The following is a 14539-nucleotide window of genomic DNA, read 5'->3' as shown; positions in this document are numbered from 1 at the left end:
TTAATCTCCCCCCTTTATTCTTCATTTCTCATTTTCCAAGTGGCTGCGGTAATCAAGCCGATGACAGCGAATAGCAGCCAGGAAATTGCAGAAGCGTAGCCCATGTTGTAGTATTTGAACCCTTCCTCATAGATCCTGAACACAAGCACGGTAGAAGAATTATTCGGGCCACCTTCGGTCAAAAAGGCGATGATGTCGAACACCTTAAACGAGCCAATCAGCATGGTAATAAGCAGGAAAAATGTGGTCGGACGCAGCATCGGAACTGTGATGGCAAAGAATTTTTTCAACGCGCTGGCGCCATCTATTTCGGCGGCTTCGTAGATTTCATCGGAAATATTCGTCAAGCCAGCCATATAGATAATTATGGTGTAGCCAAGACTCGCCCAAGAACTGATAATAGCAATGGATAACAGTGAGGTCTTTGGATCAACTAGCCATTTCGGAGGGCTGGAAATTCCAAACTCCATCAGCAACTGATTGATCGGTCCAAGAGACGGATGGAACAATGCACTCCATACGGCAGCTATCGCAATAATCGAAGAAATATAAGGAATAAAGAAAGCCACTTTAAAATAATTTTTGAGGAACACACTGTTTTGAATCAATGCCGCGAGCACCAGCGCAATCGCAATCGGTATCGGCACGGTCATAATCATATAAAAAGCATTGTTCTTCAAAGCTTGAATGATACTCGGATCATGGAACATTTTGATATAGTTATCCAATCCGATGAACTCGATTCCTTTGACTCCCGACAATAGATCCCATTTCGAGAAGCTCAAATAAAGTGAGAATCCAAGCGCAAATACATTAAGAAATAGCATCCCGACAATTTCGGGTGCCAAAAACAGCCACCCGGTTAAAGCCTCTTTCCGTTGCGGAGTCCAGAATTTCCGCTTCTCTTGCAGAATTTTTGGCACAGGTTGTTTTGCAGCCTCCACGTTGTATCACCTCGACAATTTGATTTGTCATTATAGTAATACATCCGCCTTCCGCAAGAAGGAGTGATTATGACCCGGAATGTGCAAGATTTTGACCTTTGTCCGCCGACAACAAAAAACCGCCCTAGAGGGGCGGCGCGTCTGTTCATATCATTAACAATTGTGCTTCTCAGCGTACCGAATGTTTGGATTTATATTCGCTTGGCGTTGTTCCTACATATTTTTTGAACACTTTTGAAAAATAGGTTCTGTCCGAATATCCCAGGCCGACGGCCAGCGACTCCAGGTTCTGGCTGGAGATTTTCAGCATTTTGGTAGCGACCTTCATCTTGTGCTGATGCACATAGTCCGTAAAGGTCAGGCCAGTCATGCGCTTGAAATAACGCGAAAAATAGCTTGGATCCAGAAACAGATAACGTGCCATATCAATTGAAGTGATATTATCGCCTAGATGCTGGTCGATATACTGCTGGATAAGCTGCAGCTTGGGCTCCTGCGGAGAAGCTCCTGCCACCTGCTGCTTGCTGCCTGTAATCTGTACAAGCTTTCTCTCCACCAGTTCCATCGTATCTTCAAGTGTGCGGGTCTGCACGAGATAGACGAACAGATCCTCATCGAACATCAGGCTCGTAAACATTAACTCGATGCCGCGGAGCATAAAGGATAAATCCCGGGCGAAATCGCCAGGATGAATAGACATAACTTTTGCAGTCCTAGCGATTTCCTGTAGAGTGCCACGGATGGCTTCAAGGTCTTTTTTAATCACGGCCCGTTCCATCTGCGGGATATAGCTGTCCAGAAATCCTTGGGGAGCAGGCTGGAAACGTGGAGAAGCGATTTGCAAAGTATCCAGAACCGTGTAATCCGCACTTGCATAGAACTCGCATTTGTCCTGAACAATCTGCCGATGGATCTGGCCAATCGCCTGTAGCTCCATTTTCTCTGTGACGGCAATAATGCCCGGTTGAATCTTAAGAAGATGGGAGCATTCAGAACACAGCCGCTGTAAATAATCGTGAAAATGAAGACTGGCATTCTGCGCCAGATTCACACGGTAATTATATAAAATCACAATATTCTTTTGCTCCAAGAAAGGCGTAACCCCTTCACACGTTTCGGACAATTCCAAGGCTATATTGTAAATAGCATATAGAATAAGTGGATACTCACTCTGCTTGTATCGCTTGTCGAAACTGGAAAAATGAATACTGACCGTGCCCAGCATAAACCACGGATACGTCCAGGATATGCCGATTTGCGCCGCATAGGCCAGTGTGGTTTCAGGCGGAGCACCGCCAATCACCCTTTGCAGCAGGTTCTGCCGGAAGAGCTGGCTGTTGTAGCCTGTCTCCCCATGGCTGATCAACCCGATCTTCGACTTAAGCAAGTGTACGGACTTGGCAAGGCTTTTCTCCAGTTGCTCTTCTGTAAGCTGGTCCTTGATTAAATAATCATCCACTTTCAGCTTTACCGCTTGCTGAGCATAATGGAAATCCTCATGACAGGTCAGGAAAATAATTCTGACCTCCGGCTTCATGCGGGTAAAGCAATCGGCTAGCTCAATCCCGTTCTTTTGCGGCAAACCAATATCCGTGATCACAATGTCAGGCTGCACTTCCTCAAACATTAATAACGCCTTGGCACTGGAATAGGTGCTGCCGACAATCTGCAAGCTATGTGCCTCCCAGTCAATCATCTGCTGAAGCACTTTGAGCATAGGAACATCATCGTCTATGAGCATCACTTTATACATCAATATCCCTCTCTCTCTGACAGATTAACCTGATGATTGCCTTGCGGCAAATACAGAGAAACGGAAACCCCACCCTGCGGCAGATTATGCAGCGACAAGCGGGTATCCTGACCATAGGTCAGCCTCAGCCTTTGAACCACGTTAATTAAACCGACCCTTTGATAAGCTTCATCCTGTTCATCGTCCTTATACAGTAACCTGCGGTTCAGGCCCGCCAGAACTTCAGCCCCTGCACCGCAGCCATTATCTTCAACTTCAATCATGATCCCATCAGGGACCGTTCGCGAGCGAACGACAATACGCGGTGCCGGGTGGTCAACCAATCCGTGGACGATTGCATTTTCTACAAGGGGCTGCAAAATTAGCTTAGGGACGATGAGCTTCTCTGTATCCTTTTCCAGATCGACCTCCAGTTCAAGAGGGATTTCGTTACGGATCTTCATAATATCGATATAATGGCCAAGCAGTTTGCATTCTTCCCGCAAGGTAGCCGGTTCATTGACCTTCAAATAGGCCCGGAGCAGACTCATTAATGAATCGATGATCCCGCTATGCAGCTTATCTTTGGCCAAAATAAGGCTACATTTAATCGAATTCAACGTATTGATCAAAAAGTGGGGGCGAATCTGCATAAACAGCGCCTCCAGCTCCATCACCCGCTTCTGTTCCTGCTCCAGCTCGATGTCGTGAATCAGTCCTTGCAGCTGGTCCAGCATAGTATTCAACGTCTGCCCTAGCTCAGCGATTTCATCCTTGCCCTTGACCTCCAGCCTGACATCAAGATTCCCCATCCCGAACTGGCGCACAACGCGCTGCAGCTTCATGATCGGACTATGCAATCTTTTGGCAATCAGCATGGAGGTAGCCGAAAAGACAATAAATAAGAGGAGTACCAAGCCAATGCCACTATAAAACGTCCGCGAGATCTGGCCCGACCATTCTTTCTCCGAAGCTTCATAGATCAGCTGCCAATTGGATTTGTTGATAGCTCTGGCTGTACGAACGCTTCCTCTCGCTTCCTTGCCTTCTGGAGCCAATTCTGAGTTCCCAGCGATCAAGCCTCCTCCAGAATCAAATAACGCAACCTTGCCAAATTCGACGGGTCCGAGCAATTTATTGAAATAGGATTCAGGAATTGAGATAAGCAGCACGGACACCTGCCGTTTCTCCCGGCTGTCATAGATTACTCTGGCAATATAATAGCTGCTGCTTTTACCGGAACCGCTGTCAGCCATCCCAAGCCATTGCAAGGTCTCCGGTTCGTGGATATTGACACGGCTCATCAGCTTGTCCAGGTTAGCATTGATTACAGATAAATTCTCCGTCCCAGAGGAGATCACAAAGTGTTTCCGGTTGACCAAATACATGCGAATATTATTATTCAACGGCTTAGAGTTGATGAGCGAAAACACATCTTGAATTTGCGTAAAATGTACGTAATCCTGATAGCTATTTAGCCGCTCAGTATCCGCAAATGACTTCAGATTAGCGCGGAAATTGGTGTCGTTTACAATAAAATGGGAAGCGAACGTCACATCATCAATAGTTTTGTTTAGTTCGTCAATCATAACGTTCAGGAAGTTATCGTTGCTGAGCTGCAGCTTCTCTACCATCGTATCCCGGATGAGCACGAAGGAGATGATCGATACTGCAATCAGCGGGATAAAAATCAGCAAAAGAAATGAAACCTGGATACGTCTATAGTAAGTGAATTTGAACATGTTTTCTCCGCGCCTCTCTCATGCTCTTTTCTTTTATTCTATCAGCCCGTTGTCCAGTATTCATACATTATCTGATTACCGTGACTTTCTTTTGACCGTCTGTAGAAACAATAAGCACTACTACTCCAAAAATTTGTACGCCTTCCACTACATAGGAATCTAAATGACTGGATGGAATCTCGTGGCTGATCACGATAATATGCTCCTCATTCCTTTCGGGGAGGATGATGCGACAGGCCTCCGCCTGTGCAGCAGCCACCGGTTCACCCGTATGGCGGTAAATCGGCACCTGTTCGACCAGCGGACAGAACAACTCACCCGCAGGCTGCGGGTACAGCACCTGCATGATCGAGACCGTTCCTTTCCCCTTTCGGGAGTACACAGCATACTGATTGGGTTCCAGCAGATTATATTCGCGGGAGATTACCCCAGCATCAACCCTGCCCTGAAGACCATCAACATGAACAGGAAGGATACAAAGATTGGCTTCCCGCTCATTTTTGGTACGGCATATTAGCGTTCCATCTTCCATCTGAACCGTTCCGGGTGCAAAATGAAAATGCTGGGAAAATGTATGCTCCTGCCGGGAACTGAAGCTGTCCACCAGAAGCCAGTAAAAAGGCTTAATAAATAGGATCCTCCTTAACGGGTAGACCGGATCATCCAAATGACGGTAGCCGTCGTGGCTGCCCTCTACATAATCAAAGTCCGGATGGCTGCTCCATTGGCAGCCCGTTGGCTTCGCAATCTTAGAGAAGGACCATGTATCCGTGACTTCGGTAAATCCAATTCCGTCGACAGTGGTCGTATTATGGGCAGCGCTTTCTTTTAGCGCTTTTCTAAGTGGTGTATGATCACTATAGTTGTATCTGCCAAGATCGGTAAGCAGATCCCGCCCATAGGCATACAGATCGAAATGTAGCAGATCCGCGTGCCCATGTCCACCCCCAAGTGGTCCGCAGTGAAAATATAGGTACAAACCCTGCTCGTCCCAGCCCGTTCGCATCACATAATGGCCGGAATGTGCATAGGCGTGTGACAAGTTTGGCGGTAGCTCCGCAATCAGCCGCTCGTAGCCCTCAACTCCATTTATCCCAAACAACCAGGCATTGTCATAATCCATTTGATCGTATCCGCCAAAGCGGAGTACAGCATCCTGAAATAACCAGCCCGCATAAGTCAAAAGCGAACGGATATCGCTGTCATCACTATCGCCAAGCATCGGCTGCTGGTGATTCGGCTTGGCCCAATACAATGAAGCGACAGCCATTTGCTGAACCTTTTGCTGAAATTCTTCCTGAAGCTCCAGTCCGTTCAATCGGGCTAAGCGGATGCAGTCGAGAAAACATACCAAAACCTCATGGTGATAGGTGGGCGATTGCTCCCAGTGGATGCCGTCCGCCATAATCTGAATTCGCGCCGTCTCTCCCAATCTCTCCTCACTGAGCTGTCGCCAGTTATTGGCGCTAGTGAACTCAGGGAAGTAGAGCGCAGTTTGGAACAAACCACAAGTCTCCAACACCCCCCAGTTGCTGATCTTCTTCCAGCCCGTAAACGATAAAGCTAAATATTGGCCGTGTTCATGGAGAGATATCATCACTTTGGCCAGCAGCGTCGGTGTGAACAGCGGACTATCCTGTATATAAGACAGTGCTTTAATCCAGTTAGCACAACGAAGACCCGCTTCAATTGTACGCCATGTCAGCGTATCATTCGCAGGCTTGTCTGGAACGGGGTTACGGTCTATCCAATCTTCAAGCTGGCAGCAAAATACCCTCGCATAATCCTCTTTACCTGTTATCGCATACGCTTGTCCTAATGCCACCCAGTAGCGGTGGCGATTCAGCATATAAGCCCATTCTACATCCTTGTCCGGAACATGACGCCAGTCAATTTCTTCCTCAAAGATAACCGGAATGCGGCTGCGCTCCATATCCCAGGGAAAACGAAAGAGAAACGTCTGCTCCACAACTTCATCCGCTGTCTTCATTACAGCTTCCAGCTCGTCTGCACAATAAAGCCGTACATAGTCAATAAGCTGCTTCCGGTTATCCTCTTTCCGCCAGCCCGGCGTGCTCCGTCGGGTCAAATACCGATGTAATTCAGTCAGCGCATCGTCCTGCCGCGCTTGGCTGAGCGCATTCTTCACTAGAGCTAAAGCGGGCAACTCAAGGTTGAGCAGCGCAAAGACGGCATAGGGGGAAATTTGTCTGACATCAGTGTTCATACCAGTACCCCTTATTGCCTTTTTGCAGCCGCATCAATGCTTCAAGATAGAAATAATCTCCCCAGATCATGAAGTCATCTGGAGACAGATCGCCGCGCACATGGTAAGAACCATGCTTCAGCAGCCCCTCCGCCTCTTCACCGAGCGTGGAATAGTTCTGCACAAGCGAAGTCATCGACTGCACTAATCCCTGCTGAAAATAAGCCCGCTCCGAATCCTCCCCATCCATTAGCTCCAGCAGTTCCTGTAGTCCGGCTGCTACTATTGCTGAGGCCGAGCTATCCCGGTAAGTATCCGGAGATACCGGAGCATTAAAATCCCAGTAAGCGACATGATCCTGCGGCAAATGCTCCAGAAAATAGCGGGCCATCCGCTTGGACGTTTCCAAATACAACGGATCTTTGGTATAGCGGTAGGATAACGCAAAACCGTAAACACCCCAAGCCTGCCCGCGCGTCCAGGTCGATCCGTTAGTAAAACCCTGGTGTGTGGCGCCGCCAATCGGCTCTCCGGTCTTCGGGTCGAAGAAAAACGTATGGTAAGAGCTGTCATCTCCCCGTACCAGATACCGTCTCGTTTTCTCCGCCTGCATGACCGCCACTTCCCTGTATACGGAATCACCGGTCTGTTCTTCTGCCCAATACAAAAGGGGAAGATTTAACAGACAATCAATAATGATCCGCCCGCCTTCCTGAGTATCCCCCTCCGGTCCCCAAGCCTGAATATAACCGCCAGCTGTACGCCAGCGCTTCAGCAGCAGGTCTGCCGCCTGCAATGTCAGTTGACGCGCTGATTCGTCTTTATCTATAATCCACTGGGCTTTAGAGGATAACGAATACAGGAAGCCAATGTCGTGATGATCAAGCACGGTCTTTGCCGCGAAACGGCGGTGGAAATCTTCTACGGTATGGGATGCCGCAATACGGAAGCTGTCATCCCGCGTATATTCATAACACAACCACAACATGCCGCTCCAAAATCCGTTAGTCCAGTCGTCGTTGTTATTGAGCTGATAAGTTCCATTCCTGCTGACATGAGGGAAACTACCCCCGAACCGGTCTATGTTCTTACGTACCTTCTCTATCGCATCTTCAATCGCACTGCTCCACATAAGTTCCTTGCTCCCTTCAGGCTCTTCGTTTCTTACGTTTCATGATAAGGAGAGTGAACAGGATCTAATAGGGGCGATTTTTGCTTTGATGTGCATTATTTTGACTTTTGAATGACGTGAAGTACTGTAAGTTTACTTTCCAATCATAGGCATCAAATCAATATAGTAACAAAAGGTATAACTGTTTATGGGAAAATACGTTAAAATCAGAGAGTGACTTACATCTTTCATTCTTTTTTAGAAACGGAGTGTCCTATTAATGAAAAAGCTAGGTGCATTATTTTTATCCATTTTCATGGTTATGTCTGTCTTTACCACTGCGCATGCTGCTGAAAAGCCTGTCGGTGTATGGATTGATGGAACCGAAATAAAGTTAGGCAATTCTAACCCTGTTGTAGAAAAAGGAACGACCCTAGTTCCTATGCGTCCCCTGCTAGAAAAGCTTAATGTAAATATTAATTGGAATAAAAAAACCCAAACCGTAACAGGGACCAAAAATGGACTGGCCCTCTCACTGACCATCGGTAGCACAACCGCAACGGTAAACGGGGAGAAGAAAAAACTAGAGGTGGCTCCTAAAACCATCAACAATGTCACCTATGTTCCTGTCCGCTTTATAGGAGAAACGATCGGCTATAAGGTGGAGTGGAGTCCAGCGCTGCGCACCATCACTTTTGTGGCCGATACTCAAGCTGCCGGAAGCACCGGATTCTTATGGAAAGTGGAGAACAACGGCAACACCGTCTATCTGCTTGGTTCTATCCATGTGGCTAACGACAAAATGTACCCGCTGCGTCCGGAGATTGAAGCTGCTTTTGAAGCCTCGCAATATTTAGGTGTCGAAGTAGATATCTCTAAGATTGATCAAGCTGAGATCCAAAAGTTTATTTTGGAAAAAGGCTCCTATACAGATGGAACCAAGCTCAAGGATCATGTATCCGCAGATACCTATAACAAAGTAACTCAGCTGCTAAAAGCAAATGGTCTGGCGGAAAATGCATTCGATTCCTTCAAACCGTGGGTCGTTACCCAAGGTGTCTCAAGTCTACAGATGCAAGTTACAAGTTATACGGCGGATACCGGCATTGATTTATATTTTTTACAAAAAGCAGGCAAGCTGAACAAACCTATTATTGAACTGGAAAACACACAATTGCAGCTGAATATGTTCGACCAGTTCTCAGATGGATTGCAAGAAAAGCTTCTTGTCGACACACTCGGCAGCCTCAATCAAACGGACAATACTTCCGCAGCAGCTTCGCTGGATGCACTATCCCAAATGTGGATGCAAGGTGATGAGCAGTCGCTCGTAGCGATGACAAAAGCGGTCGCGCAAGAGCCAGAGTATTATAAAGGCCTGGTTTCGGATCGTAACGTCAACATGGTGAAGCATGTAAAAGAATATTTGAAAAGTGATAAAAAAGCGACTTACCTTGTCGTCGTTGGCGCGCTGCATATGCTCGGTGACGATGGTATCGTGACTCAATTGCAAAAAGATGGCTTTAACGTCGTCAAACAATAATTGAGTTTTAGCTAAAATAAACAAGGCTGTCTCTTAGTCATCTACGATGATTTTGGAGACAGCCTTTTATTTTCACTTTTTTTAGCTCAATCTAAAAGTAGAAGTTGGCTTAACGTGCGGACAGAGCGGAGGGCCCTCCGGGATTCTGGAGAAACGCTCCCTACGAACCCAAAGCCGCTTGTTCATAAACGGGCTACTACAATTTTATTAACTGATCTACCTTAACTGGAAGTCCAGTAGCTATTGAACGATTTGCCGCAATCCCGGTCATAATAGACAACGCTCCGTCCACATGGGATGCCGCACGATTAAAGCGATCCTCCAGCGGACGTTCAAAAATATCACGCAGCATCACAGGATCTCCGCCTCCGTGCCCCCCAACTCCTTCTTCAATCTCCACTTCATAAGGTGCTGCGAAATGAGGGAAGACCGTGATCCGCTTGTCTTTTAACGCCCCTTCATCTTCCTTATTTCCTCCGGCATTTACATAAGACTGTTCGACGACCTTTACTTCCATCCGCCCCTTGGTCCCATTAAATACCACAATGAAACCCTCCCAAGGCAGATAAGCATTAAGTGAATAATTCATAATCGTCTTATTTTTGTATTTGACCATAACCGCCATCGTATCCTCAATGCTGATATTATCACCGAACACACTTTGGTCACGCAGGTAGCCATCCTCATGCTCCGTATCCAGATACATCTGCTTTAACTGCTCATTATCTTTAAGATGCAGGGCAAACGGATCGTTTTCCGCCGCACTGCTACCATGAGCACGCTGATAAAACTCAGTCACCCCGCGCTTCTCCGCGTTTTCTCTGCCATAAAATCTTAGATCACCCATCGCATAAACCGTATCTGGGCGCGAACCCAGCCAGAAATTCATCAAATCGAAATGATGTGTGGATTTATGAACCAACAGACCTCCGCTGTTCCGTTTATCACGATGCCATCTGCGGAAGTAATCCGCCCCATGCTGCGTATTTAGCAGCCACTCGAAGTTGACGGAAAGTACTTCTCCAATCGCGCCGTCCATAATGAGTTCACGGATTTTGGTGTTGTGTGGGGCATAGCGGTAATTGAAGGTCACACGCAGCTTTTTCCCAGTCCGCTCAATCGCTTCAAGAATTTCCTGACATTTCTCTTCATCCACTGTCATCGGTTTCTCCGAAATAACATCGCAGCCAAGCTCCATCGCCCGGATAATGTAACGATGATGCGTGCGGTCAATACTCGTGACAATAACCGTGTCAGGTTTGGTTTCCTCAATCATACGGTCAAACTCATGAGCTTTATAGGTAGGAACCGCTTGATATTTATATTTTTCCTCCAGCAAACGGTTCGCATAATCCATTCTTGCTCCATTCACATCACAAAAGCCTACAATCTCAGAGGTTTCACGATAATTCGTAGTGATCTCACCATAAAAAAACTCCGCTCGGCCGCCGGTTCCTACGAAAGCATATTTCTTGTTGGACATCAGGATCACTCCATCACTTATTAATTTAAAAGCGTTTTCTTCTTATAGTGTATAGTATAAAATATATCTTAATCTAAGCGATTCTTAGCAGAAAGAACAAAAACTTTGCATATATTATCTTCATTATCAGAAAGGAGCAGATTTAGCATGGAACAGGAGCCTCAGCCTCCTTTTATAATTGAGCAAATAAAAAGAGCCGGTCCATTCAGCATGGATTCCGACCATTATCACGATACTTATGAAATCTATTATTTACTCGCCGGGGAACGCAGTTATTACATTAATAACCTGATCTACACCTTGCGTAAAGGTGATCTGATTTTTATTAACAAGAACGAGCTCCATCGTACCACGTCTAAAGGCTCTGCAAGCCATGAACGGATCTTAATTAACTTTGAGGAAAGCTTTCTGCAAAAGACATTGGCACATTTCGAGCTGCATTTTCCATTTATGGCTACACAAAGCTTGCTTTTGCGGCCCGGAGTACATGAGCAGGGGGTCATTGAATATCTTCTTTTCAGCATGCTAAAAGAACAAACAGAACCACGGACACAGCAAATCCCCTATCTGCAGACGCTGCTCATCCAACTATTTATTGAAATGAACAGAATACAGGAAATAAGCCGCGAGCCCATTGCCCCTGAGAGCAGTGAGAAGCAGCTAAAAGTCTACGAAATTATTGATTTTTTACAAACACATTATGCTGAAAAGCTTACATTGGAGCGGCTATCTGAGACTTTTTTCATCAGCAGCACCTATCTCTGCCGAGTGTTCAAGCAGACAACTGGCTTCACCATCGTAGAATATCTAAACTACATTCGGATCAAGGAAGCCCAACGTCTCTTGCAGAGCACCAACGCTAAAGTTACGAACATCGCCGAGGATACCGGCTTTGACAGCATCGCCCACTTCGGGCGTGTGTTTAAACAAATCGTTAAACGTTCGCCTTTGCAATATCGCAAGCAAAACCGCTGATCCACAGCTAGAAATCACAACCAGTTCTCTTTGTAGCCGCTCCGTCGCCCGGAAGGATACATGTGAAATGTTGTCGGCATATGGGGGCATCGGGGACGGGAGCATCGGGAGCATCGGGAGCATCTGGCATCGGGCATCTGGCATCTGGAGCATCTGGGGCATCTGAGCAACAACAATATCTCGTCACTAGATTACCTTTTCGCGCGAACAAAGTTCATGAGGCTATCGGACCCAGTGGACCTTATTCGCAGCATAATCGCTATTTTGGGATTTTATCGGACCCCATAGTCGCTATTGGCATAAAAAGTTACCTATATTAGCCGTTTTCGAAGCAATAACGTCACTGGAGTCCGAAAATGGCCCCAAAAGGCGATAAATCTGCAAATAACGTCATCTGAGTCCGCATAACTTTGTCTAGCAGGAGTAATCGGCAGTTTCGGGGGCCGGGGGCCGGGGGGTTTCGGGGGTTTAGGTAGCAATGTAACGCACAACAAAGAGCAGCGATCCCCACTAATGGAGTATCGCTGCTCCGCTGTAATTTTGTGATTAATACGGTCGTCTCATTCCTCATCATGCCATTCATTTTGCTTCGTCATGTGATTTCATTTCCAAATCTCGTACGAGCCTGTGAACCTCAATTCCGGCCAGCAGCACGATGCCAATCCCATGTGTATCGTTTAATTGCCAGGTCAATTCATCTTTATAATACAGTTTGTTAAACGAATAACCCGAACCGCGGCAGACACCGTAAACATTGCCTTGTTTGTCAATACAATAACGGGTTAAGCCACTCCAGCCGTTGATTGCAGAGGTTACGTATGACTCTGGCTCCAGCAGCCAGCCGCAGCGTACGCCTCTAGCAAAAGCGTAAATAAACATAGAGGTACAAGAAGCCTCCGCGTAGGACTCAGGATCCGTCAACACTTGATGCCATAGGCCCCGCTCATCTTGCAGCTTAAGATAGCCTTTACTAAGCTCGCGGAAATAATCAAGCAAATCAGCTCGCAACGGATGTTGCTCAGGCATAACTTCAAGCAGCTCAGTCAGCGAAAAAATCACCCAACCATTACCTCTGCCCCAAGGCACGCCATTGGGTTTATTAAACTTATAATCATACACATGATGCATAATGCCAAGCTCCGGCTGGAACAGCCGCTCCTTGTAAAGTAAAAACTGCGCCGCCGCATCATCAAGATAAGCCGCATTTCCGGTCAATTCATAATATTTACTTAGAAATGGCGTGCTCATATACAGATCATCACACCACATCGTCTGCTGCATAAAATCAACTGTGCCACTGGTCCGATACAGAGCTCCGTCAGGCAGCCTGCTCTGCACTTTAGTAATGTAATTGGCAATTTCAGCAGCAGCTTCCGGTGCGCCCTGTAGTGGACGAAGCTTATGTGCTTCCAGCATCGTTGCCCCGAAGGATCCGCAGTCGTCCAGCGAATCCATCAGCGCCAGCTGATGATTGATGCCCGGAGCGCCATAACGTCCAAGGTCCCATAAGGCATATTTATGCAGCCCTGTACATTGCTCAATATGGTGTTGTGCATATTCGGCATAATGGGGGGCCTTAAGCTCTACTCCTGTTCTCAGCAATCCGTACAGGGTTACGCCTAGAGGGTAATTCCAGCGCCCAAACATAACACTCTCCAAATAAGGCCTAACCCAGCTATTCGGCTGGTCTACACGCCAAAAGGTTACTTCATCCGCTTCCCCAAATAAAGTATCCATAGAGGTCAGTTCTAAGACTTTCGGCGCTGCCTCCTTGGTGAACAATCCAAGGTACAACCATGGATCAGTTAATCCTTCAACGGGATATGGTTGCACGAGACTACTCTGAACACCACCAGACCGTACGTCCAGTTCAAATCCCCAATTCCCCTCTCCACAGATGGACTCCACGACCAGATCATGTAGTCCATAACCAAGCTCCAGTTGGATATCAAGCATACCTTTCACGTTCTGATGCTCAGCTACAAGTTTCCCATTCACATAGATAGAGATTTCAGCCATTCCACGATAGCTACCTTGCAGACGAATGTCGTCTTCCTGTAGGCTGTTAACTTCCAGCTTACACCAAGCATACGCCTTGGCTCCCAGCATTTCCCCAAATATGCGTGAACAGTTGCCAGTTGCCTGTTCCTGTGGCGACCATTGCTGTGTCGGAAACCAAACGCAGCGAGCTGTCATTTGCTCTTCAGTGAATTCAGCTTCCAGCCAAGCTGCCCAAGATGTCTGCTGGGGTCCACTATAAATCCAACCTTCACAACCGCTTAACTGCGCCGTCGGAGTAAGAAAGTGTACTGGTGCACCTTTGACACTGCCCGTTCCAAAAACCCCTCCGCAACCTGTACCTGTTGCAACATACTCCAGTACCAGATGGTTCCAGCCTTTATCCATGCTCGCCCGAAAAAACGTCCTTCTGTCCGGAAACACATCATCATTTAGATTGGAGCTAAACACCAGCCGTCCATTTATGTAAACCTTAACTGGACTGTAGCAACTAACTGAGAAAGGGGCATCTACCTCATTGTCACTCCACAGCTTTCCCCACACATATACGAATTGTCCTGCCGCTAGCTCCGGCAGTCGTTCTTCCAGATTCATATCGTAACGGCAGTCGCGGAGCCGGTTGAAACCACTCTGCGAATGTACCCGGTACACCGGAGGCTGCGGGGGATAGGCACCGATAAAACGGCTGGCCACTGCGGCCAGTACATTTTCGATTTTGCCCCCATTATATTTGGCAATACAATCAGGATCAGGAAAGTATTCTGGAATATAAGTACTCACTAAG

At 47.0% G+C, this 14539-nt stretch carries 9 protein-coding genes; 2 read left to right on the top strand and 7 right to left on the bottom strand.

What is annotated here, in order from left to right; translation table 11 throughout:
* Positions 1-14: 14 nt before the first annotated feature.
* The 5 genes from NST58_RS08750 to NST58_RS08730 all read right to left on the bottom strand — a co-directional run bounded on the left by NST58_RS08750 (position 15) and on the right by NST58_RS08730 (position 7756).
* The gene (locus tag NST58_RS08750) at positions 15-944 is read right to left on the bottom strand and encodes a sugar ABC transporter permease (protein ID WP_051490863.1); all 930 of its coding nucleotides are present in this window, start codon (positions 942-944) and stop codon (positions 15-17) included.
* A gap of 169 nt (positions 945-1113) precedes the next feature.
* Positions 1114-2697: a response regulator gene (locus NST58_RS08745; protein WP_076126255.1), complete on the bottom strand. Its 1584-nt coding sequence runs from the start codon at positions 2695-2697 to the stop codon at positions 1114-1116.
* Positions 2697-4418 (bottom strand): histidine kinase, encoded by a 1722-nt coding sequence (locus tag NST58_RS08740; protein WP_339247347.1) that lies wholly within the window; start codon positions 4416-4418, stop codon positions 2697-2699. The genes NST58_RS08745 and NST58_RS08740 overlap by 1 nt, the downstream gene beginning before the upstream one ends.
* A 67-nt stretch (positions 4419-4485) precedes the next feature.
* Positions 4486-6645 (bottom strand): alginate lyase family protein, encoded by a 2160-nt coding sequence (locus NST58_RS08735; RefSeq protein ID WP_339247344.1) that lies wholly within the window; start codon positions 6643-6645, stop codon positions 4486-4488.
* The gene (locus tag NST58_RS08730) at positions 6635-7756 is read right to left on the bottom strand and encodes a glycoside hydrolase family 88 protein (RefSeq protein WP_339247342.1); all 1122 of its coding nucleotides are present in this window, start codon (positions 7754-7756) and stop codon (positions 6635-6637) included. The genes NST58_RS08735 and NST58_RS08730 overlap by 11 nt, the downstream gene beginning before the upstream one ends.
* Positions 7757-8015: 259 nt before the next feature.
* Here NST58_RS08730 and NST58_RS08725 point away from each other — a divergent pair, with 259 nt between their 5' ends.
* Positions 8016-9278 (top strand): TraB/GumN family protein, encoded by a 1263-nt coding sequence (locus NST58_RS08725; RefSeq protein WP_339247339.1) that lies wholly within the window; start codon positions 8016-8018, stop codon positions 9276-9278.
* Between the two features lie 196 nt (positions 9279-9474).
* Here the strand turns inward: NST58_RS08725 and NST58_RS08720 are convergent, their stop codons facing one another.
* Positions 9475-10761 carry a Gfo/Idh/MocA family oxidoreductase gene (locus NST58_RS08720; protein ID WP_076100559.1) on the bottom strand — a complete coding sequence of 429 codons (1287 nt, stop codon included), beginning with the start codon at positions 10759-10761 and terminating at the stop codon, positions 9475-9477.
* A gap of 147 nt (positions 10762-10908) precedes the next feature.
* On the opposite strand from NST58_RS08720, the gene NST58_RS08715 reads away from it, so the two are divergent.
* Complete coding sequence (locus NST58_RS08715) at positions 10909-11736, top strand: AraC family transcriptional regulator (protein ID WP_339247335.1); 828 nt, start codon at positions 10909-10911, stop codon at positions 11734-11736.
* Between the two features lie 579 nt (positions 11737-12315).
* Here the strand turns inward: NST58_RS08715 and NST58_RS08710 are convergent.
* Complete coding sequence (locus tag NST58_RS08710) at positions 12316-14535, bottom strand: glycoside hydrolase family 88 protein (RefSeq protein ID WP_339247334.1); 2220 nt, start codon at positions 14533-14535, stop codon at positions 12316-12318.
* Positions 14536-14539 lie beyond the last annotated feature (4 nt).

The sequence above is a fragment of the Paenibacillus sp. FSL R10-2796 genome (genome assembly GCF_037965315.1).
Classification (GTDB): Bacteria; Bacillota; Bacilli; order Paenibacillales; family Paenibacillaceae; genus Paenibacillus_AQ; species Paenibacillus_AQ odorifer.
The sequence above is the reverse complement of the archived record's forward strand: the minus strand, read 5'-3'. Positions and strand labels throughout refer to the sequence as shown.

What these genes read in the sequence shown, in the direction of transcription:
- NST58_RS08740 (WP_339247347.1), bottom strand. Translation starts at nt 4,418, where the DNA reads ATGTTCAAATTCACTTACTATAGACGTATCCAGGTTTCATTTCTTTTG.
- NST58_RS08735 (WP_339247344.1), bottom strand. Translation starts at nt 6,645, where the DNA reads ATGAACACTGATGTCAGACAAATTTCCCCCTATGCCGTCTTTGCGCTG.
- NST58_RS08715 (WP_339247335.1), top strand. Translation starts at nt 10,909, where the DNA reads ATGGAACAGGAGCCTCAGCCTCCTTTTATAATTGAGCAAATAAAAAGA.
- NST58_RS08725 (WP_339247339.1), top strand. Translation starts at nt 8,016, where the DNA reads ATGAAAAAGCTAGGTGCATTATTTTTATCCATTTTCATGGTTATGTCT.
- NST58_RS08730 (WP_339247342.1), bottom strand. Translation starts at nt 7,756, where the DNA reads ATGTGGAGCAGTGCGATTGAAGATGCGATAGAGAAGGTACGTAAGAAC.
- NST58_RS08720 (WP_076100559.1), bottom strand. Translation starts at nt 10,761, where the DNA reads ATGTCCAACAAGAAATATGCTTTCGTAGGAACCGGCGGCCGAGCGGAG.
- NST58_RS08745 (WP_076126255.1), bottom strand. Translation starts at nt 2,697, where the DNA reads ATGTATAAAGTGATGCTCATAGACGATGATGTTCCTATGCTCAAAGTG.